Below are 20,518 nucleotides of genomic sequence, written 5' to 3'. Positions count from 1 at the left end.
CTTCAATTTCCGGATAAGGTGTCTTCGTGGGTGAACGTCCAGGTGCGGGTGATGCTGAGGATATCCGTATCCTTGCGCATGTCCGCGGTAAATTCGGCATACGGCGCTGCCAGCTCCACGATGCGGCGCGCCGCGTCGTCCAGGACCTTATGGCCTGAACTCTGGTTGATCTCCAGGCTGTCGATGTTGCCGTCGGCGCGGAGCGATACCGTCATGCGCAGCTGGCCATACAGTTTGTGCGCCTTGGCTTCCTCGGGGTAATTGAGGTTGCCGACTTTTTCCACTTTCTGGCGCCAGGCTTCGACATAAGCCGCAAAACGGTATTCCTGCACGCGCGCGCCGATGTATTTGCGCTTGGGCCGTTTCTGGTAATTGTCCTGCTCGCGTGCGATTTCGGCCTCCAGCCGCACCGCTTCCAGACTCTGTGCCACCAGTTCGCCGGCGTTAAGGCGCGGTTTGGCGGAAGCCGATGGCGTGGGCGCCTGTTCGACGGAGCGCTGTGCGTCAAGTTGCGTCATCGTCTGTTGCACGCGCCGCTCCAGTTCGCGCACCTGCTGTTCACGCCGGGCGGCCTCGGTTTCCAGCTGCGCCACCTGTGCCGAGGCCTGATGTGTTTCGGCGACGGGTTTGGCGGCGGTTTCCCTGGGTTTGTTTTTCGGTACCGGCAGCGGCGACTTCATACGCCGGTTGGCTTCGGTATTGCCGCCGCGATCGAGGTTGGCCTGCCCCAGCGCATCGGCCTTGTCCGGGCGCAACTGCGATTTCGCATTGACCAGGATCACGTCCAGCGCCGGCAAATTATCCTTCAGCCGGCTGAGATCGGGAGGGCTGAATTTCAGGCCGAGGATGATGAAGGCATGCAACAGCAACGAAGCCACGATCATCGTGCCGAGGCGGTTGTCTTCATCAAGCAGGTGCGTCAAGTGCCTAACCTCGCCAGCAGCTTGTCGTGGATGCCGCCGAAGCCGCCGTTGCTCATTACCAAGATATGGTCGCCGGGACGGGCTTCCGTTGCAATGGTTTCGACCAGTGTGCCGAGGTCGTCATGAGCGGCGGCTTTTGTCCCGAGCGGCGCCAGAGCTTCCCCGGCATCCCAGCCAAGATTGCCTGCGTAGCAGAATACGCGGTCGGCCTCGGCCAGGCTGCCGGGCAGCGCGGCTTTCATCACGCCCAGTTTCATCGTATTGGAGCGCGGCTCCAGCACCGCGAGAATGCGCGCAGCGCCTACCCTGGCGCGCAGGCCGGCCAGCGTCGTCGCGATCGCGGTGGGATGGTGGGCGAAATCGTCGTAAACCGTGATGCCGTTCACCGTGCCGCGCACTTCCATGCGGCGCTTGACATTCCGGAAGCGGCCCAAAGCCTCGCCGGCGACATTGACCGGGATGCCTATGTGGCGCGCCGCGGCAATTGCGGCCAGCGCATTGCTGCGGTTGTGGGCGCCCATCAACTCCCACTGCACACGGCCCTGCGGCGACCCGGCAAAGCTCAAGTCGAAGCTGCCGTTGGCATCGGGCCCGGCAGCCTGCCAGCCGGCGGCATGATTGAAGCGCTCGACTGGCGTCCAGCAGCCGCGCGCCAGCACCCGCTCCAGGCTGTCCTCGCCGCCGTTGGTAACAATCAAGCCCTGCCCCGGCACGGTGCGCACGAGGTGGTGGAACTGGGTCTCTATGGCGCCCAGATCGGCGAAGATGTCGGCGTGGTCGAATTCCAGGTTGTTGAGCACCGCGGTGCGCGGCCGATAATGGACGAATTTGGAGCGCTTGTCGAAGAAGGCGGTATCGTATTCGTCGGCTTCGATGACGAAAAACGGCGAATTGCCGTCCGGCTCCTGGCGCGGCGCGGCGGGCAGCCGCGCGGAAATGCCGAAATTCTGCGGTACGCCGCCGATGAGAAAGCCCGGTGCCAAGCCCGCGTCTTCCAGTATCCAGGCCAGCATGGAACTGGTGGTGGTCTTGCCGTGGGTGCCGGCAACGGCCAGCACCCATTTATCATGCAGGATGTTTTCCGCCAGCCACTGGGGGCCGGATACATAGCGCAGCCCGCGGTTGAGGATTTCTTCCATCAGCGGATTGCCGCGCGAGACGACGTTGCCAATCACGAAAACGTCCGGGTTCAACCCGATCTGGTCCGCGCCGAAGCCTTCGATCAGCGCGATGCCCTGCGCCTCCAGCTGGGTGCTCATCGGCGGATAGACATTGCTGTCGCAGCCGGTGACGCGATGGCCCGACTGCTGCGCCAGCGCGGCGATGCCGCCCATGAAAGTCCCGCAGATGCCGAGAATGTGAATATGCATAATATGGCTTCTTTTCAAGCTTGGTGGTGGCGCTGCGGGCGACGTGTCCGGTCAAGATGAGCAACGGAGTGTGAAAGCGCCGCACGCCATATTCGACATGCCCTTCCGCGCAGTCGGGCCATCTCGGCGATGGCTGGCTGTTCACCGGCAAAAACGCTGCGGGCCGACAGCATGGTCCACAACGACAAGCAAAAACCGCTATATTCCATGCCTCTCACAGAACGCGCACATACCCCGAAATAGTTTACCCCCCGGATGGCCCGGCACCGCCGTGATTTCCCTTGAGGCCATCGTCGATCTTCACCGTGATTCCTGCTTACCGTATGCACTTGCGTGCGGCGTGGCTCGCGCAGATTCAGGAGGCTAACAAACCGCGTATAATAAGGCATTTAGCGTGGGAATGGGGAAGCCGTCGCCCGTCGATCCGCTCATTTCGATAGGACGTTTTTCCAGATACCGGGCCCAACATTAAAACGGACTGTTTTGCAGACAGGCCGCATGTTCGCAGCGAAAGTCATTCATGAGACAAGACCTTATTTCACCCACCGAAGCCATCCTGCGCGACCTGTTGTCGCGCCGCATCATGATACTGGACGGCGCGATGGGCACGATGATCCAGCAGTACAAGCTGACCGAACAGGATTACCGCGGCGCGCGCTTTGCCGATTTTGCCGCGCCGGCCGGCGCACGCGAGCTGTTCGTCAAGGGCAACAACGAGCTGCTGACGCTGACGCAGCCGCAGGTGATCCAGGAAATTCACGAGCAGTATCTGGCCGCCGGCGCCGACATCGTCGAGACCAATACTTTCGGTGCCACCAAGGTGGCGCAGGACGACTACCATATGGCACACCTGGTGCATGAGATGAACGTCCAGGCCGCCAAGCTGGCGCGTGCCGCATGCGACAACTATGCCACGCCGGACAAGCCGCGCTTCGTCGCCGGTGCGTTGGGGCCAACGCCGAAAACCGCGTCGATTTCGCCTGACGTCAACGATCCGGCTGCGCGCAACATCACTTTCGACCAGCTGGCCGCGGCCTACCTTGAACAGACACGCGGCCTGGTCGAAGGCGGCGTCGATATCCTGATGGTCGAAACCATATTCGATACGCTCAACTGCAAGGCAGCGCTGTTTGCGATCGACACTTTCTTCGAGGAAACCGGCCGGCGTTTGCCTATCATGATTTCCGGCACCGTCACCGATGCTTCCGGACGCATCCTGTCGGGCCAGACCGTGCCGGCGTTCTGGAATTCGGTGCGTCATGCCAAGCCGCTGACCATCGGCCTCAACTGCGCGCTGGGCGCCACCTTGATGCGGCCGTATGCCGAGGAACTGTCGCAGATCGCCGATACCTTCATCTGCATCTATCCCAACGCCGGCCTGCCCAACCCGATGTCGGACACCGGCTTCGACGAAAAGCCCAAAGATACCTCGTCGTTGCTCAAGGAATTCGCCGCAAGCGGTTTCGTCAATATCGCGGGCGGTTGCTGCGGCACCACGCCCGCGCATATCAAGGCCATCGCCGAACAAGTGCAGGGCGTCGCGCCGCGCAAGATTCCCGCGATTCCGCGCGCGACGCGGCTGTCGGGGCTGGAGCCGTTCACCATCGACGACAGCTCGCTGTTCGTCAACGTCGGCGAGCGCACCAATGTGACAGGGTCCAAGGCGTTCGCGCGCATGATTCTCAACGGCCAGTTCGACGAGGCTTTGGTGGTCGCGCGCCAGCAGGTCGAAAACGGCGCGCAGGTGATCGATATCAACATGGACGAGGGCATGCTGGACGCGGTTGCCGCGATGACGCATTTTCTCAACCTGGTGGCGTCCGAGCCGGACATTGCGCGCGTGCCGGTGATGATCGACTCATCCAAATGGGAGGTTGTAGAGGCCGGCCTCAAGTGCGTGCAGGGCAAGTCCATCGTCAACTCGATCTCGATGAAAGAAGGCGAGCGGGAGTTCCTGCGCCAGGCCAGGTTGTGCCGCCGCTACGGTGCGGCGGTGATCGTCATGGCCTTCGACGAACAGGGCCAGGCCGATACTTACCAGCGCAAGATCGAAATCTGCAAGCGCGCCTACGATTTGCTGGTGCGGGAGCTCGATTTTCCGCCGGAAGACATCATTTTCGACCCGAATATTTTCGCCATTGCCACCGGCATCGATGAGCACAACAACTACGCGGTGGACTTCATCAACGCCACGCGTTGGATACGCGAAAATCTGCCCCATGCCAAGGTGTCGGGCGGCGTGTCCAACGTCAGTTTCAGTTTCCGCGGCAACGACCCGGCACGCGAGGCCATCCACACGGTATTCCTCTACCACGCGATCAAGGCCGGCATGACCATGGGCATCGTCAACGCCGGCATGGTCGGCGTCTATGACGACCTGCCGGCGGAACTGCGCGAGCGGGTCGAGGACGTGGTGCTGAACCGTCGCCCGGACGCGACCGAGCGCATGATCGAAATCGCCGGTACGCTGACTGCGGGCGGCAAGAAGGAAGCTTCTACGCAGGAATGGCGCGGTACGCCGGAAAATCCGGTGCCGGTGCAGAAGCGCCTGGCGCATGCGATGGTGCACGGCATCACCGAATATATCGTCGAGGATACCGAAGAGGCGCGCCAGCAGGTCATGAAGAACGGCGGTCGTCCAATCAACGTGATCGAAGGCCCGCTGATGGACGGCATGAACGTCGTCGGCGACCTGTTCGGGCAGGGCAAGATGTTCCTGCCGCAGGTGGTGAAGTCGGCGCGCGTGATGAAACAGGCGGTGGCACACCTGATCCCGTTCATCGAGGAAGAAAAGCGACGGGAAGAGCAGCGCACGGGCATTGTCGCCAAGCCCAAGGGCAAGGTGGTCATCGCCACCGTCAAGGGCGACGTGCACGACATCGGCAAAAATATCGTCTCGGTGGTGCTGCAGTGCAACAACTTCGAAGTGGTGAACATGGGCGTGATGGTGCCGGCCGCGGAAATCCTGGCGATGGCCAAGGCGGAAAATGCCGACATTATCGGCTTGTCCGGGCTGATCACGCCCTCGCTCGAAGAGATGGCCCACGTCGCCCGGGAGATGCAGCGCGACCCGCACTTCCGCGGCTTGCAAACGCCGCTCCTGATCGGCGGTGCGACGACCTCGCGCGCCCACACTGCGGTCAAGATCGCGCCGCATTATGAAGGCCCGGTGATTTACGTTCCCGATGCCTCGCGGTCGGTCGCCGTGATGCAGTCGCTGCTTACCCCCGAACAGCGTGCGGCCTATATTGAGGAAGTCGCGAACGATTACGACCGCGTGCGCACCCAGCATGCGAACAAGAAAGGCACGCCGCTGCTGCCGCTGAGGGATGCCCGCGCCAACAAAGCCAAGCTTGAATTCGCCGGAAAATATGCGCCGGTCAGACCGAAATTCATCGGCCGCCGCGTGTTCAAGAATGTCGATCTCGCCATGCTCGCGCAATACATAGACTGGGGGCCGTTCTTCCAGACATGGGATCTGGCAGGCGCCTATCCGGCGATTCTGCAGGACGAGATCGTCGGCGATGCCGCGAGCAAGGTATTTGCCGAGGGCCAGGCGATGCTGAAGAAAATCATCGACAACCGCTGGTTGAGCGCCAACGGGGTGGTTGCACTGCTGCCGGCCAACAGCGTCAATGACGACGACATCGAAATCTACACCGACGACACCCGTACCCAGGTGGCGTTCACCTATTACGGCCTGCGCCAACAGGCCGTGAAGCCGGTGATAGACGGCGTACCGCGGCCCAATCAATGTCTGGCGGATTTCATCGCGCCCAAATCCTCGGGCGTTGCCGATTACATCGGCATGTTCGCGGTTACCGGCGGCCTCGGCATCGAAAAGCACGAACAGCGTTTTATCGAAGCGCACGACGATTACAGCAGTATCATGCTGAAATCGCTGGCCGACCGCCTGGCCGAAGCCTTTGCCGAGTATCTGCACGAACGGGTGCGTACCGATTTGTGGGGCTACGCTAGCGACGAACGGCTGAGCAAGGAGGACTTGATCAAGGAGCGCTACCCGGGTATCCGGCCGGCGCCGGGTTATCCGGCTTGCCCGGACCATACGGTGAAGCCGGATATGTTCAGGATCATGCAATGCGACGAGATCGGCATGCAGCTGACGGAATCCTTTGCCATGCATCCGGGAGCCTCGGTGTCGGGATTCTATTTCGCCCACCACCAAGCGAAATACTTCAGCGTCGACAAGATAGGCGAAGACCAGTTGAACGATATGGTGGCAAGGCGCGGCGTGCCGAAGGAATATCTCGAGCGCTGGCTGGCGCCGAGTCTGTCCTGAAGGGGCGATTCCGTAATCGCGTACCCTTTGTGTATCATGATGTTAGCAAGACTGCGGCGGCCTTAACTAATAATTAAAGAAAGGCGAGACGATGCTGGATTCCACTCCGAGAGCAATCGAGGGACCGGAAATCGAGGCCATACTGGGCCAGGGCGTAACTATTCCGCCTCAGCCCAAGGCCTTGATGGAAATCGAGCATCTTGCCAAACAGCCCAGGGTCAACGTGAAGGCCATCGCCAATGTGATCGCCACCGACCCGGCTTTGCTTGCAAGCGTATTCAAGGTGGTCAATTCTCCGGCCATGGGCCTGTCACGGCGCATAGACTCGGCCGAAACCGCGATTACCCTGCTGGGTTTGACGCAGGTCACCAACCTGGTGAAAAGCATCGCCATCCGACAAGCGTTGAGCGGCAATTCGCTGGCGTACGAGAAATTCTGGGAGCGTTCCGGCGACATCGCCCAGATCGCCGCCGCCATCGCCAGGAAGCAATTCTCGATATGCCACATTCCTGCGGATCAGGCTTATATGGCAGGGCTGTTTCACGATTGCGGCGTGCCTATCCTGATGCAGCGTTTTGCGGATTACTGCAAGGAATTGGGGCAGCTGAACGGCGGCGGCTGGCCGGATCTCGCCCAACAAGACCGGCAGCATGATACCGACCATTGCGTCGTGGGCTATATGGTGGGCAAACATTGGCGCCTGCCGGACCTCATCCTGCAAGGCATACGCCACCATCACGAAACGCCGACGCTGGATCATCCGGCGAAAACCGTGGTGGCCATGCTGCAAGCCGCCACGCACATCTACAACGTGATGATGAAAACGCCGGATGATGCCGAATGGGCGATTTGCCGGCAGCATGCCATCGAGGAACTGGGCGTGAGCACCGACGGCCTGCGCGAGTTCGAGGAAGACATCATCGAAAACTACTCGGCAGCGAGATAAGCCTGCCCGCCGAGATTCCGGCGGTTTTACTTCAGTTTTGCCAGCTGTGCTTGCAGCTTGTCCACACTGGTGCGGAAATTGGCGAGGCGCTCCTGCTCCTGCGCCACCACGGCCGCCGGGGCGCGTTCGACGAAGCTGGCATTGGAAAGCTTGGCTTCCGCTTTAACGATCTCGCCCCGGATGCGGGCGATTTCCTTGGACAGCCGCTCCTTCTCGGCGGCAACGTCGATTTCCACCTTGAGCATCAGCCTGAATTCGCCCGCCAGCGCCACCGGCGCGTCCGCGTCCGGCAGCTCGGCGAGGATCTCGACCTCGGCCAGCTTGGCGAGCGGCTTGAGGTAGGGCGCGACGGCCTCCAGTGCGGCGTGCGGGCCGGCCGCCACCAGCGGCACTTTCTGCGCCGGCGACAGGTTCATTTCGCCCCTGAGGCTGCGGCAGGCGTCCACCGCCTGCTTGAGGTCGGCGACCCAGGCTTCCGCGGCGGCGTCGATCTTGGCGGGTTCGCTCTGCGGATAGGCCTGCAGCATGATGCTCTCGCCCGTGCGTCCGGCGAGCGGCGCCACCTTCTGCCACAGCTCCTCGGTGATGAACGGGATTACCGGATGCGCCAAGCGCAGCACGGTTTCCAGCACGCGCAATAATGTCCTACGAGTGGCGCGCTGCTGCGCCTCGCTGCCGCTCTGCAATTGCACCTTGGCGAGTTCCAGGTACCAGTCGCAATACTCGTCCCACACGAACTTGTAGATCGCCTGCGCCACATAATCGAAGCGGTAATCGGTGTAGCCCTTCTCCACCTCGGTTTCGGTGCGTTGCAGCAGGCTCACGATCCAGCGGTCGGCCTGGGAGAAATCCAGATAACCATCCGGTCCGCAATCGTTCCGGCACGGTCCCAGGCCGCAATCCTTGCCCTCGACGTTCATCAGCACGAAGCGCGTGGCGTTCCACAGCTTGTTGCAGAAGTTGCGATAGCCTTCGCAGCGCTGCATGTCGAACTTGATGTCGCGGCCCGGGCTCGCCAGGCTGGCAAAGGTGAAGCGCAGTGCATCCACGCCGTAAGCCGGGATGCCCTCGGGGAATTCCTTGCGCGTCTTTTTCTCGATGCTCTCGGCCTGCTTCGGGTTCATCAGGCCGGCGGTGCGCTTTTTCACCAGCTCGTCGGGGCTGATACCGTCTATCAAATCAATGGGATCGAGCACGTTGCCCTTGGACTTGGACATCTTCTGCCCTTCCGCATCGCGGATCAGGCCGTGCACGTAGACGTCCTTGAACGGGATCTTGCCGGTGATGTGCCTGGTCATCATCACCATGCGCGCCACCCAGAAGAAGATGATGTCGAAGCCGGTCACCAGCACCGACGACGGCAGGTAGAGATCGAGCGCGGAGTTGGACTTATCCGGCCACTCCGGCGTCCAGTCCAGCGTGGAGAACGGCCACAGCGCGGAGGAGTACCAGGTGTCCAGCACGTCCGGGTCGCGCATCAGCATGCCGGCGTAGCCCGCCTCGTCGGCCTGGTGCCGGGCCTCGGCTTCGTCGTGGGCGACGAATACTTCGCCGTTGACGCCGTACCACGCGGGAATCTGGTGCCCCCACCACAGCTGGCGCGAAATGCACCAGTCCTGGATGTTGTTGAGCCACTGGTTGTAAGTGTTCACCCAGTTTTCCGGGTGGAACTTGATCTCGCCGTTGGCGACCACTTCCAGCGCCTGCTCGGTGATGGATTTGCCGTCATTGCCGGGCTTGCTCATCGCCACGAACCACTGGTCGGTGAGCATGGGCTCGATCACGACGCCGGTCCGGTCGCCGCGCGGCACCTTGAGCTTGTGCTTGTCGATCTTTTCCAGCAGGCCGAGCGTTTCGAGGTCGGCCACGATGGCCGCTCTAGCGTCGAAGCGATCCATGCCGCAGTATTGTTCGGGCGCCTCGTGGTTGATCTTGGCATCCAGCGTGAGGATGGAAATCAGCGGCAAGTGATGGCGCTGGCCCACCGCGTAGTCGTTGAAGTCGTGCGCCGGCGTCACCTTGACCACGCCGGTGCCGAACTCGCGGTCCACGTAGTCGTCGGCGATGATCGGGATTTCGCGCGCGGCGAGCGGCAGCCTCACCGTCTTGCCTACGAGATGCTTATAACGTTCGTCTTCCGGGTGCACCATCACGGCGGTGTCGCCGAGCATGGTTTCGGGGCGCGTAGTGGCAACCGTGAGATGCCCCGAGCCGTCCGCCAGCGGGTAGCGGATATGCCACAGGAAACCGTCTTCCTCCTCGCTTACCACTTCCAGATCGGACACCGCGGTATGCAGCTTGGGGTCCCAGTTCACCAGGCGCTTGCCGCGGTAGATCAGGCCTTCGCGGTAGAGGCGCACGAAGGTCTCGGTGACGATTTTCGACAAGCCTTCGTCCATCGTGAAGCGCTCGCGCGTCCAGTCGGGCGAGGTGCCGAGGCGGCGCATCTGGCGGGTTATGGTGGAGCCGGAATGCTCCTTCCACTCCCAGACTTTTTCCAGGAATTTCTCGCGCCCGAGATCGTGGCGCGACAAGCCTTGGGCGTCGAGCTGGCGCTCCACGACGATTTGCGTGGCGATGCCGGCATGGTCGGTGCCCGGCTGCCACAGCGTATTGTCGCCGCGCATGCGGTGGTAGCGCGTCAGCGCATCCATGATGGTCTGGTTGAACCCGTGGCCCATGTGCAGCGTGCCGGTGACGTTGGGCGGCGGCAGCAGGATGCAGAAATTGTCGGTTTTTGCCGTGTCCAGTCCGGCTGAAAAATAGCCGCTCGATTCCCAGAAATCGTACCAGCGGCCTTCTATGTTCTTGGGTTCAAATGCTTTATCTAGTTCGCTCATGGGGCGGGATTTTACCACAGCCCTCCCCGCAGCCCATTTACCCACAGGTTTCCGGCAATTTCTGCTAGCATTTCAAGCCGTTCTGTAAAAGGGCTATCGCATGCTGCCACCAGTCTGGAGTTGGGCCGTTCTGGGACTCGTCCTGCTCGGCGTGGAAATGCTGGGCGGGATGTTTGCCGCTCCTCGGCGACCGGGTGGTGGTGGCCAGCATCTGGCCGAGGCGAATAGTTCGCCCCGGTATTGTTTCGCGGCTCTATGACAGCATCCGAAAAGCGCTTTCCGGCCGGCCGTATTCTTTTCCAGATGTCGGTGCTATTCATGGCGGTGGCCGCCATGTATGGCCATTTCTTATCGAATCCGCTGGTGTTCGACGATCACGGCTTCTTCGAGGGCAATGATGCTGACTTTCTGCGGGCCTTCCTCAACTTCAATTTGCGCGCGTTGCCGTATGCCACGTTCGGGTGGACGCGCAGCATGGCGGGGGAGGAGATGGTTTGGCTGCGCCTGGGAAACCTGGCCTTGCATATCGCCAACGGTTTTCTCCTGTTTCTGTTTCTGCGCAGGCTGTTCGCGATCGCGGTGCCGGAAGCCGGCACTGACTCCCGTTCGGGTCGCAGCATTCTCTCGTCAGACTGGTTCGCTTTTGCCGGGGCGCTGCTGTTTACGCTGCATCCCGCCGCGGTGTATGGCGTGGCTTACCTGGTGCAGCGCACCATCCTGATGGCGACATTGTTTGGCCTGGCGACCTGGCTGCTGTTTCTGGAAGGGATGGTGCGCAACAAGCAAAGCTGGCTGCTGGCTTCGGCGCTCACCTATCTGCTGGCGACACTATCCAAGGAGCACGCGATCATGGTGCCTGCGGTAGCGTTTGCCTTGCTGTTGCTGGTGCGCCAGCCCGGCAAGAAACTGTTTGCTCAGGTCTGGCCGACGTTTGTGCTGTACGGATTGATCGGGATCTTTATCGTTTTCCAGGTGAAATTCGGCAATATCATCGGCCAGGCTTACGAACCGAACGGTGCCAGCATGCTGTCCATGCTGGATATCGATGCGCGCGAGATTTACCCGCTGTCCATCCTTACCCAAAGCTTTTTGTATTTCAAATACCTGTCGCTATGGCTGGTACCCGATATTGCGCGCATGTCGGTGGACATGCGCGCCGGATTCGCCACCAGGCTATGGATATGGCCGGAAACCGCGGGGTTCCTGGCGTTTGCCGTTTACCCCGTCGTCGCCTTGCGTCTGCTGTGGCAACAAGGCAGAACCGGTCTGTTGGGGTTCGCCATGCTCTGTCCCTGGCTGTTGTTCGCGACGGAGTTGTCGACCGTCAGGATTCAAGAGATTTTCGTGCTCTATCGCAGCTATCTGTGGATGCCATGCGTGGTTGCGGCTTTGCCGTTCCTGTTGCAGAAACTGTCCGCCAGGCAGGCCGTGGCGGTGCTTGCCGTCATGATACTGGGGCTGGTCCCGCTTACCTGGAACCGGCTATCCACTTTTGCCGAGCCCATAAGGCTGTGGGACGATGCGTTGCGGCTGGCCCAGCACAGCAGCAATCCCACCGGTCTGGGGCGCATCTATCACAACCGCGGCGTAGCGTATTTGAACGCACAGCATTACGCGGAGGCCATCCGCGACTTCGACGCCGGTCTCAAACTGTTGCCGGCCTACAGCCGGTTGTACAACGACAGGGCAGTGGCCTATCTGCAAACCGGCAGGTACATGGAGGCGTTGAACGACTATGACGAAGCCATCTGGTTCGACCCGAATTACTACAATCCTTATCTGGGGCGCGCCAAGGTCTATGAAGCCCTGGGCAACCAGACCGCCGCCCGGCAGGATTACGAACAGGCTTGCAGCATGGGCGTACAGGAAGTCTGCGGGCTCTAAGCCTAGCGGCCGCAGACGCTACAGGCAGGGTCGCGTTTGAGGCGGATGCTGCGCCATTCCATGGTCGTGCAGTCGAGCAGCAGCAGCCGCCCTTGCAGACTTTCGCCGATGCCCAACAGCAATTTCATCGCCTCCGCCGCCTGCACCGTGCCTATTATGCCTACCAGCGGCGCAAACACGCCGTTTTCCGCACAGCGCATCTCGCTGTCGGTGTCCATGTCGGGGAACAGGCAGTGATAGCAGGGACTATCGTCATGCCGCATGTCGAAAACCGTGACCTGGCCCTCGAAACCGATGGCTGCGCCGGAAACCAAGGGTTTTCTCAGCCGCACGCAGATGCGGTTGAGGGCATAGCGCGTACGGAAATTATCGCTGCAATCTATCACCACGTCCGCCGTTTCGGCCAGTTGCAGCAATCCTTCCTCCGTCGATCTGCGCGGAATGGGCGTCACGCTGATTTCGGGGTTGATCGCCTGCAATGACTGCTGCGCGGAAATCGCCTTGTTGACGCCGATGGCCGCGGTGTTATGGATGACCTGGCGCTGGAGATTGGTCATGTCGACGTCGTCGTAGTCGCAAATCGTCAGTTTGCCCACGCCGCCCGCGCCGAGATACAGCGCAACGGGCGAGCCCAAGCCGCCGGCGCCGACGATCAGCGCGTGAGACTGCGAGAGCTTTTCCTGCCCTTCGTAAGCAATCTGCGGCAACAGGATGTGGCGGCTGTAACGGAGGAGTTGGTTGTCGTTCATAATTCAGGGTAGCCTACCGGCGGCGACCATGCGGTTAAATAGGATATTTGCCGGCAACCAAACAAGGCTATCGTCAAACTCATTGGCAGAGCCTTGTGGAACAGGTGCGTGGATGATAAATGTTGTATTTTGGTTTGTATTTTCTATCTCATCCGCGCCCGTCGGCGACGGCATTTGATTACTAGGGGTCGCTTGAATTGTATTGATACCGCCATACCCATTCGGGCCGTACGATAGCAACACTGCTACTGCAGCAGTTGTCAAAGTTCCAGTGTCGCTTTTAACAGTAATGCCACCTGTCGAAGCTAAACTGAAAAAGCTGTTGTTGTCCGTAAAAACAGGTGTGACGCGGTAATGAATATATCGTCCCCATGCATCTATCCCTCGCACTCCCAGGGTTTGCCAAGGGAGTGTTCCCTCAGGATTTACACATTGATTTCCGGCATTGCGTGCCCCTTCGGTTCCGGCGGGAATTGCGTTTGCATCCGGGCAAGGTAAGTATTTCTTCGCCATGGCAAACCCTATCAATGCCTCCTTGGCCTCATCCAGAATGATCCGGGTTTCTTCGCGATTTTTCTGCTCTATTTGCGCCGACAAAGGTGCCAGCAATCCGCCCAGCATCAAGCCGACAATAACCAGAACCACGGCCATCTCGACCAAGGTAAAGCCTTTTATTAATGTATGCTGGTGTGTCATGGCTCAAGGTGAGGCACAAGTGAATATGTTCAAAGTTGCGTCGCAGGAATAGCTTCCCAAGGCATCGGCCAGCGTTATCTTGACATGGAAAAAAGAAGGGTAGGAATAAGTTGCCAGAGCAAACCAATCGTTATTAGCCAACCAAGAGCCGAGCGCTGCGTATTGCAGCCCCATTCCGGAATTGTTGACAAAGCCTGACGTGCGCGAACAGTCCGAACTCCCCGCGGGTGTTGCCGCCGGGCAAGGATAGTAAATGTTAGTGTCAAAATATTTTACAGGGCCGGCATGTACCGCAACATTTCCCAATATTTCCTTGACCATGCGTTTTCTCACCGTCAGGTAAAATTCATCGGCAGTAATGTAGATAAGCCGGTCGTTAAAAGTGTCAGAAGCCGCGCCTGCAATGAAAGTATAATTGCTCCCAGAAACATTGCCGGTTGAATTATCAATTCCTTGGGTAATATCAAGATAATTGCTGGCCGTGGTGTTGCCTCCGCATACCGTGCTGCCGGCACCGCTACGATCCTGCCCCGTCAATGGCGAACCAGGCGCGATGATGACGGCGATGACCGGCGCGGGAAAATTAATACCATCCGCCCCCTTGATTGTGATCGTGCCGGGAATGGTGCTGTTGATTTTGTTGGAAGTCCTGTTGGCAACTATTATGGTATTCCGGTACAAAGGAGAAAGCGCATACCACAAACACTCGCCGCTGCCGTCTCTCAAGTCATTGATTCCGAGTGTTTTCCATGGCAGGCGACCAATAAGGCCAGCCGTTGCGGTACATGCGCCAGAGCTGCCCGTATTATTTGTATCAGGACAAGGCAATGTACTCGGCATAGTGGGATGTCCAGCCGACCATCCAACCAATGCCGCCTTCGCCTCCGCCAACGCTGCAACAGTCTTTTTATCCCGCTCAATTTTGACTGCATTGGCATCCAGTGCATGTACTAGATAAGCCGCTATAGCCAATCCAACCAAAAACACCAGCATGATAAGCGTCACGCCGTGCTGGGACTGCAGACTGATTTGCCGCTTGGCCATGATCAACCCCCAATCAGGGTCTTTTCGGCATATCGGCAGCCGGGTCAGGCGGTGATTTTTCTGGCATCTTTGCCGCTCCGGTCGGCTTTTGAACGCCAGAGGAACCGGCTGAAGGAGAGCGTGGCAGATCCTGCAAATTCTGCACGACCTTGCCGCTCGCCGGATCGAAACTTTGTCCCGCCTTGATGCTGACGGTCTGCCCGGTGCGGGAAAGTCTTATTTGCACCTGGTCGGTATCGCCGCGTAGGCGGCCAACCTCAAAGTCTTTTGCGGTCGTCTTTTCCGATAGCGGCAGGCCGTTGACCCAAACCGTGCCCTTGCCGTCGCTGCGTTTGACATACCCGCGCACGGTAACGACCGGGGTAGCCGGGGCGGGCGCATCGGGCGCGATATCCTTTTCCCCATCGTGAGTTTCATCGGCATTGACGATTTTCTCCGGGGGCTTGCTGTTCTGGCGTATGGCGTCCAGCGAGGCCCGCTCGGCAGGGCTTAAAAACAGCCGGCCGATACCTCCATTGTCGGCCAAGGCCAGCATCGGCAGAATGCAGAGAAGGATTCCCGGTAGCCGCGTCATGGTTTGTTTCCCCCGTTCTGCGGTTCGGTGATGGTCAGCCAGTCCAATTCGCAGATGGTGTTGAGGTTGGGAACAAATTTGGTGTGCTTGCCGCTGGTTATCCGGGTGATGACGCAGTCGCGCAATATGAAAGGCGGACTGCCTTCGCCGTTTTTCAGCGCCTGCAGCAAAGTAAGCAAATCGTATTCATGCAGCATCGCGAAGCTGAGCCTCATCACCGAGCGGTGCAGTTTGAAATTGCCGGGGTTGAGCGTCTGCATGGTCTTGTCATCCTGCTGGGCGTCTATGTCGTAGCTGATGCCGAAAAGCTTGTAGCGCATGTTGATGTCACGCAAGTCGCTGATCCAGCGCACACGCTGCTCTTCGCCGACAAAGCCGCGCTTGATGAGCTGCTGGTAGGCAGGCAAGTATTTGACGATAGCGTCTTTTTCCGTGCCGGAGGTTTGATAGCGCTGGCGAGCCTGGTTAAGCGCATTTTGCTGTGTTTGCAGTAGTTGTTGCACCTTGAGTTTGCGGGTATCGGTGGAGGCATAGAGCAAGGTGGCAATGATCAGCGCCACGCCGAAGGTGATCAGCGGCAATTGCAGCTTGCGCCAGTCGTGGGCGGTAAATTTCATTTGGCCGCCTCTGGCTTGAGGATGAGTTTGATCTTGAACTGCGCCGCCGGCAGCTGTTGCGCCTGCTCATCCAGCGTGCTGCCTTGGAGATTGGCGAGCGAACTGGTGTTGACCGGCTGCTGCAGGATGGCGACCTGCTCGACGGACTTGTTCTGTTTCAGCCCTTCGACCAGCCGATTCACGCTTTCCAGCGCATAGCGGTAGTCGCCGTTAAAATTGCTGATCTCGCCATCAATAAAGGCGATTTCGTAAAAACCATTGGGCGTTACCGGCGGCGCAATCGGCTGGTTATTGCCATTCGTTCCCGTTCCTTTTTCTTCCTCATCCCGGGTATTGGGGTCTTCGGTCAGCTTCCAGCGCATGCGGTTAAGCATGATTTCCGGCTGGGCATCCACGGCTGCGCTCACGGCTTTCATCATGCGCTGCGGCGTACGGTTGAGTTCGCGGATTTTGCCGGCCATTTCAGTCGCGGTTTTAAGATCGCTCCCCGGCAGCGAGGTTTTCGGGAAATTTTGCGCCACCTCGGCGTAGAGCCGTTCCTGATGCTGGGTTTCGGCTGCCGCCGCCTTTAACTGCCGGCCCAGGTTGGCGGCAATCAACAGGTTGGCGCCGGCGATGATGGCTGCGATGGAAATGCACAACGTCGCGGTCAGATTGATGCCGCTACGCAGTTTGTGCAATTGGTAATGCCGGGTTTGCTTGGCAGGGGCCAGATTGCCGATGGGGCTGTGGCTGGCCAGGGCGTGCATGTGCAGGAGATCGGGATACTGTTGCAGCAGCTTCACCTCCAATCCGCAGCGCTGTGCCAGTTCTGCCGGATCGATCACTTCGCAGCTCACGCCCTGGCTGCTTTCCAGCCGCGGGCAGAATTTGTCATCCACTGCGTCTGCGGTGGGAAACACCAGTTGCAGCCGGCTATCGCGCGTGATCATGCGCAGGCTGATCAGATACAGCCGGGTTTTTTCAGTTTCGTTGGCGTAAAGCTGTTCGATCTGACGCTCGTCCATGCCGGCCAGTGGCGTAAGACGGCTTATTCGCAGGTGCCCGCCGGAAAAGTAAGTCTGGCGCAGTCCCGTGCTCTGCCTTGTCATCAGCAGTAAATCCGGTGTTTTTAGCTTGAGCGTCTTGGCCAATAGCTGACTGACAATGGGCAGCAAATAAACCCCTGCCAAAGGCGCTTGCAGATCCTCGATGGCGGCAGCCCAGGGAGTGGTGATATCGGGATTGGTCAGGGACATCAGCAAAAACCGGTCGTCGCGGCGTTTGTCCGCTTCACGGCCGACAAACAACGCAGTGCGATAGCCGGTGTTGCGGTAGAGCTGGTTGAGCTTGCGTTCGACTATTTCCTGGCGCGCGCCGCCCGATGCGTGCGGCAGGGTTTCCAGCCGGAAGTCTTCCTCGACCGTGTCGACGATCAGATGGATCGGGACGTCGGCGTGATGGCGCAGGAACAGGCGGAAATCGTTATGCCCGGCTTCATCATTGGTAAAGATCGTGCAGGAACACAGACGTTTTAAGCGCCACAGACCGACGCTGGCTTGCTTGGCGGTGACACAGATAACTATTTTTGAAATCATGTCAAATCAAGGATAGCGCTCAAGGCCATGTTTATCAATTAAAACTTCATCTTGGACAGCGAGTCGTACACCGGTCCAAGCACCGAAAACATAATCATCGCCAACAGCGCGCCCAGTACGATAGTCAGTGTGGGCTCCAGCATCTTCAGCATTTTTTCGACGGCATCCTTTACGTCGCGGTCATAAAAGTAGCTGATGTTGAGCAGTGCGGCATCCAGTGCCCCCGTGCCTTCGCCGACCCGGATCATGCGGACCACCAGCGGCGGAAACAGGCCAAGATTATGAAAGCTTTCGCTCATGCTCTCGCCGGCATTGATCTGCTGGTGGGCGCGCTCCAGGCCATCCGCCACCACGCGGTTGTCGACGATATCCTGGCAAGTCTTGATGGCGTCGAGGATGGGGATGCCGGTCTGATACATCAAGGCAAAATAGCGGGCAAAGCGCGCCATGAGGATTTTTTGCATGACGATGCCGGTGATAGGCAGGTGCAGCTTAAGATAGTCGAAACGGTAGCGAGCTTCCGGATTTTGCTTGATCGCTATCGACACGCCGATGAAGGCCAGCACGGGTATGGTTAGAAACAGCCACCACCATTGCACCATGGCATTGGAAACCGCAATCATGATCTTGGTCTGCAATGGCACTTCCTGCCCCATGTTCTTGAGAAATCCCACCATTTGCGGCACCAGATAGGTCATCAGGAAAGCGGTCGCTCCCAACACCACGACCATCACGAACAGCGGGTACGCCAATAGCCGTTTGGTCTGGGCCATCAACTCATCCTGCCATTTCAGCGTAGACGCCAGATTGTCGAAGACCTCCGCCAGTTTTCCGGTTTGCTCGCCGGCCTTCACCAGGCTGACGAAGACGTTATTGAAAATCTTGGGATGCTGCGCCATCGCCTGGGATATCAGCAAGCCGCCTTCCACCGCGGAAACCAGTTGACCGATGATTTCGCGGAATGCCGGGTTGGGCGTGCTGTCACGCAAATCGGCCAGCCCTTCCAGCACCGGTACCCCTGCCCGCGTCAGCTGCTCCATCTGGAAGCAGAACATGATGAGATCCTGCAGGCTGACGCTGAGGCCGCCGAACAGGCTCTGCTGTTTCTTGGCAGAACGGAACGTGACCAGGTCCAGCCCCATGCGCTTGAGGCGCAATTCCAGATCGACATCGTTGAAGGCTTCCATCTGACCTCGCGCAGATTTGCCGGCTGGATCGACTGCCTTGTAAAGGAAGACCGGCATGGCTATGAAACGGCTAGTGCAGCCTGCCGGTGAGATCCACTACGCGCGAGACTTCAGCCAGGCCGGTGACGCCTTCGACGATGCGGCGGATGCCGTCCTCGGCCAGCGTGATGAAGCCTTTGGCGGCAGCGGCCTGTCGCAGTTCGTCCAGGTGCGCGCGGCGCGCGATGAGGGAATCCAGTTCGGCATCGATGCGCAAAAGCTCGATGATCGCCATGCGTCCTTTATAGCCGGTGTAATTGCAGCGCTTGCATCCCACAGGATGGTAGATTCTTGTGTGCACCGCGCCTTGGTCGAGCGCCAGCAACTGGCATTCTTCCTCGCTCGGTTGATAGGCCTCCTTGCAATGCACGCAGAGCACGCGGACCAGGCGCTGCGCGACTACGCCTATGATGTTGCCGGACATGATGTCGGATGAAATACCGATATCCAGCAGGCGCGGAAAAGTACCGAGCGCGGAATTGGTGTGCAACGTCGAGAACACCTGGTGCCCGGTCATCGCGGCGCGGAATGCCATTTCTGCGGTTTCATGGTCGCGCATCTCGCCCACCAGGATGATGTCGGGGTCCTGGCGCATGATGGAGCGGATGCCGGTGGCGAAATCCACTTTATGCGCCTCCGCCACCGAGGTTTGCCGCATCATCGTGACCGGATATTCCACTGGGTCTTCCAGCGTCATGATATTGACTGTTTCGTCGTTGAGGAAGGACAGCAGCGAATACAGCGTGGTCGTCTTGCCGCTGCCGGTGGGGCCGGTGACGATGAGTATGCCCTCGGGCCGCGCCATCATCACCTTGAGCTGATCCAGCACTGCGGGGCGCAGGCCCATATTTTCGAAAGTAATGATGGATTTTTCACGGTCGAGCACGCGCAGCACGATGTTTTCGCCGTGGATGGTGGGGTGGCTGGCAACGCGGAAATCGATGGTGCGCCCGCACAGTGTGATGCTCAGCCGGCCGTCCTGCGGAGCGCGGGTTTCGGCGATATCCATGCCACTGATGACCTTGAGCCGTACCGCAATGCCGGGCCAATAGGTTTTATGCAGGCTGCGGATCTGCTGCAGCACCCCATCGACACGGTAACGGATGCGCAAAAAAGCGTATTCCGGCTCGAAATGGAGGTCCGAGGCGCCGCGTTTCACCGCATCCATCAATAATGCGCCTACCAGGCGCACCACCGGCTGGGTATATTCTTCGCCGGCGGCGGTTTGCAGGCTGCCATAGTCGATTTCGCCGGTCTCGATTTCGCGCAGGATGCCGTCGACGGAGAGTTCGTAGCCGTAGAACTGGTCGATGTGCTCTTCGAGCTGGGCTTCGCCCGCGAGTACCGGCTGAATCTGGATCTGATCGCCCAGTATGGCGCGCAGCTGGTCCAGCGCCATCACGTTGAACATATCCGCCATCGCCACTACCAGCGATTGGCCGGCAGCTTCATAGGCGATCGGCAGCAAGCGGTGACGGCGGGCGAATTCCTCAGGCACCAGTTTGAGCGCTTCGACATCGGCGATCACGGAGGCGAGGTCGACGCTTTCCTGTCCGATGGTATGCGCCACCAAGTCGCGCACCATCGCCTCGGTGACGAAACCCAGCCGGACCAGCTGGCGTCCGAGCGGGATATTGTTCTGGCCTTGTTCCATCAAGGCGATGCGCAACTGGTCCTGGCTGATCAGACCCTGCTGCATCATCAATTCGCCCAGGCGCATTTTTCTTCTGGATTCGGACATAGGTTCGAGTTCGGGATCGAGCGTATCTCGA

General features: G+C 59.4%; 14 protein-coding genes. 3 read left to right on the top strand and 11 right to left on the bottom strand.

Translation table 11 applies throughout. The annotated features are described in order from the left end of the window. Positions 1 to 2 precede the first annotated feature (2 nt). On the bottom strand, positions 3 to 923 hold the full coding sequence (locus VGK14_RS02925) for a TonB family protein (RefSeq protein ID WP_331507430.1): 921 nt from the start codon (positions 921 to 923) through the stop codon (positions 3 to 5). Then, a complete protein-coding gene (gene mpl, locus VGK14_RS02920) occupies positions 920 to 2,293 on the bottom strand; it encodes a UDP-N-acetylmuramate:L-alanyl-gamma-D-glutamyl-meso-diaminopimelate ligase (protein WP_331507429.1) in 1,374 nt (457 codons plus the stop codon). Before mpl ends, VGK14_RS02925 begins: the two co-directional genes overlap by 4 nt. Before the next feature lie 520 nt (positions 2,294 to 2,813). On the opposite strand from mpl, the gene metH reads away from it, so the two are divergent. Together metH and VGK14_RS02910 are read left to right on the top strand one after the other, a co-directional pair. Then, the gene (gene metH, locus VGK14_RS02915; protein WP_331507428.1) at positions 2,814 to 6,593 is read left to right on the top strand and encodes a methionine synthase; all 3,780 of its coding nucleotides are present in this window, start codon (positions 2,814 to 2,816) and stop codon (positions 6,591 to 6,593) included. A 91-nt stretch (positions 6,594 to 6,684) separates the two neighbouring features. Continuing rightward, positions 6,685 to 7,539 carry an HDOD domain-containing protein gene (locus tag VGK14_RS02910; RefSeq protein ID WP_331507427.1) on the top strand — a complete coding sequence of 285 codons (855 nt, stop codon included), beginning with the start codon at positions 6,685 to 6,687 and terminating at the stop codon, positions 7,537 to 7,539. 26 nt (positions 7,540 to 7,565) lie between these two features. Here VGK14_RS02910 and VGK14_RS02905 read toward each other — a convergent pair whose 3' ends face one another. Next, complete coding sequence (locus tag VGK14_RS02905; RefSeq protein ID WP_331507426.1) at positions 7,566 to 10,379, bottom strand: valine--tRNA ligase; 2,814 nt, start codon at positions 10,377 to 10,379, stop codon at positions 7,566 to 7,568. 255 nt (positions 10,380 to 10,634) lie between these two features. On the opposite strand from VGK14_RS02905, the gene VGK14_RS02900 reads away from it, so the two are divergent. Next, entirely contained in the window at positions 10,635 to 12,263 is a 1,629-nt protein-coding gene (locus VGK14_RS02900) for a tetratricopeptide repeat protein (RefSeq protein ID WP_331507425.1), read from the top strand. A gap of 2 nt (positions 12,264 to 12,265) precedes the next feature. Here VGK14_RS02900 and VGK14_RS02895 read toward each other — a convergent pair whose 3' ends face one another. From VGK14_RS02895 to VGK14_RS02860, 8 genes are read right to left on the bottom strand one after another with little or no spacing between them, the layout of a single operon-like run. Further along, a complete protein-coding gene (locus VGK14_RS02895; protein ID WP_331507424.1) occupies positions 12,266 to 13,012 on the bottom strand; it encodes a molybdopterin-synthase adenylyltransferase MoeB in 747 nt (248 codons plus the stop codon). Between the two features lie 3 nt (positions 13,013 to 13,015). Then, positions 13,016 to 13,708, bottom strand: a complete 693-nt coding sequence (locus tag VGK14_RS02890) for a type II secretion system protein (RefSeq protein WP_331507423.1) — start codon at positions 13,706 to 13,708, stop codon at positions 13,016 to 13,018. 3 nt (positions 13,709 to 13,711) lie between these two features. After that, a complete protein-coding gene (locus VGK14_RS02885; protein WP_331507422.1) occupies positions 13,712 to 14,752 on the bottom strand; it encodes a hypothetical protein in 1,041 nt (346 codons plus the stop codon). Between the two features lie 13 nt (positions 14,753 to 14,765). Then, positions 14,766 to 15,326, bottom strand: coding sequence for a hypothetical protein (locus VGK14_RS02880; RefSeq protein ID WP_331507421.1), 561 nt, complete (start codon positions 15,324 to 15,326; stop codon positions 14,766 to 14,768). Continuing rightward, positions 15,323 to 15,943 carry a hypothetical protein gene (locus VGK14_RS02875; RefSeq protein WP_331507420.1) on the bottom strand — a complete coding sequence of 207 codons (621 nt, stop codon included), beginning with the start codon at positions 15,941 to 15,943 and terminating at the stop codon, positions 15,323 to 15,325. Before VGK14_RS02875 ends, VGK14_RS02880 begins: the two co-directional genes overlap by 4 nt. Beyond that, positions 15,940 to 17,520, bottom strand: a complete 1,581-nt coding sequence (locus VGK14_RS02870) for a hypothetical protein (protein ID WP_331507419.1) — start codon at positions 17,518 to 17,520, stop codon at positions 15,940 to 15,942. The genes VGK14_RS02875 and VGK14_RS02870 overlap by 4 nt, the downstream gene beginning before the upstream one ends. Before the next feature lie 38 nt (positions 17,521 to 17,558). Next, entirely contained in the window at positions 17,559 to 18,764 is a 1,206-nt protein-coding gene (locus VGK14_RS02865) for a type II secretion system F family protein (RefSeq protein WP_331507418.1), read from the bottom strand. 13 nt (positions 18,765 to 18,777) lie between these two features. After that, complete coding sequence (locus VGK14_RS02860) at positions 18,778 to 20,487, bottom strand: GspE/PulE family protein (RefSeq protein WP_331507417.1); 1,710 nt, start codon at positions 20,485 to 20,487, stop codon at positions 18,778 to 18,780. Positions 20,488 to 20,518: the final 31 nt, after the last annotated feature.

It is taken from the genome of Novimethylophilus sp., from assembly GCF_036504375.1.
GTDB lineage: Bacteria > Pseudomonadota > Gammaproteobacteria > Burkholderiales > Methylophilaceae > Novimethylophilus.
This window is presented reverse-complemented; position numbering and strand designations above follow the sequence as displayed.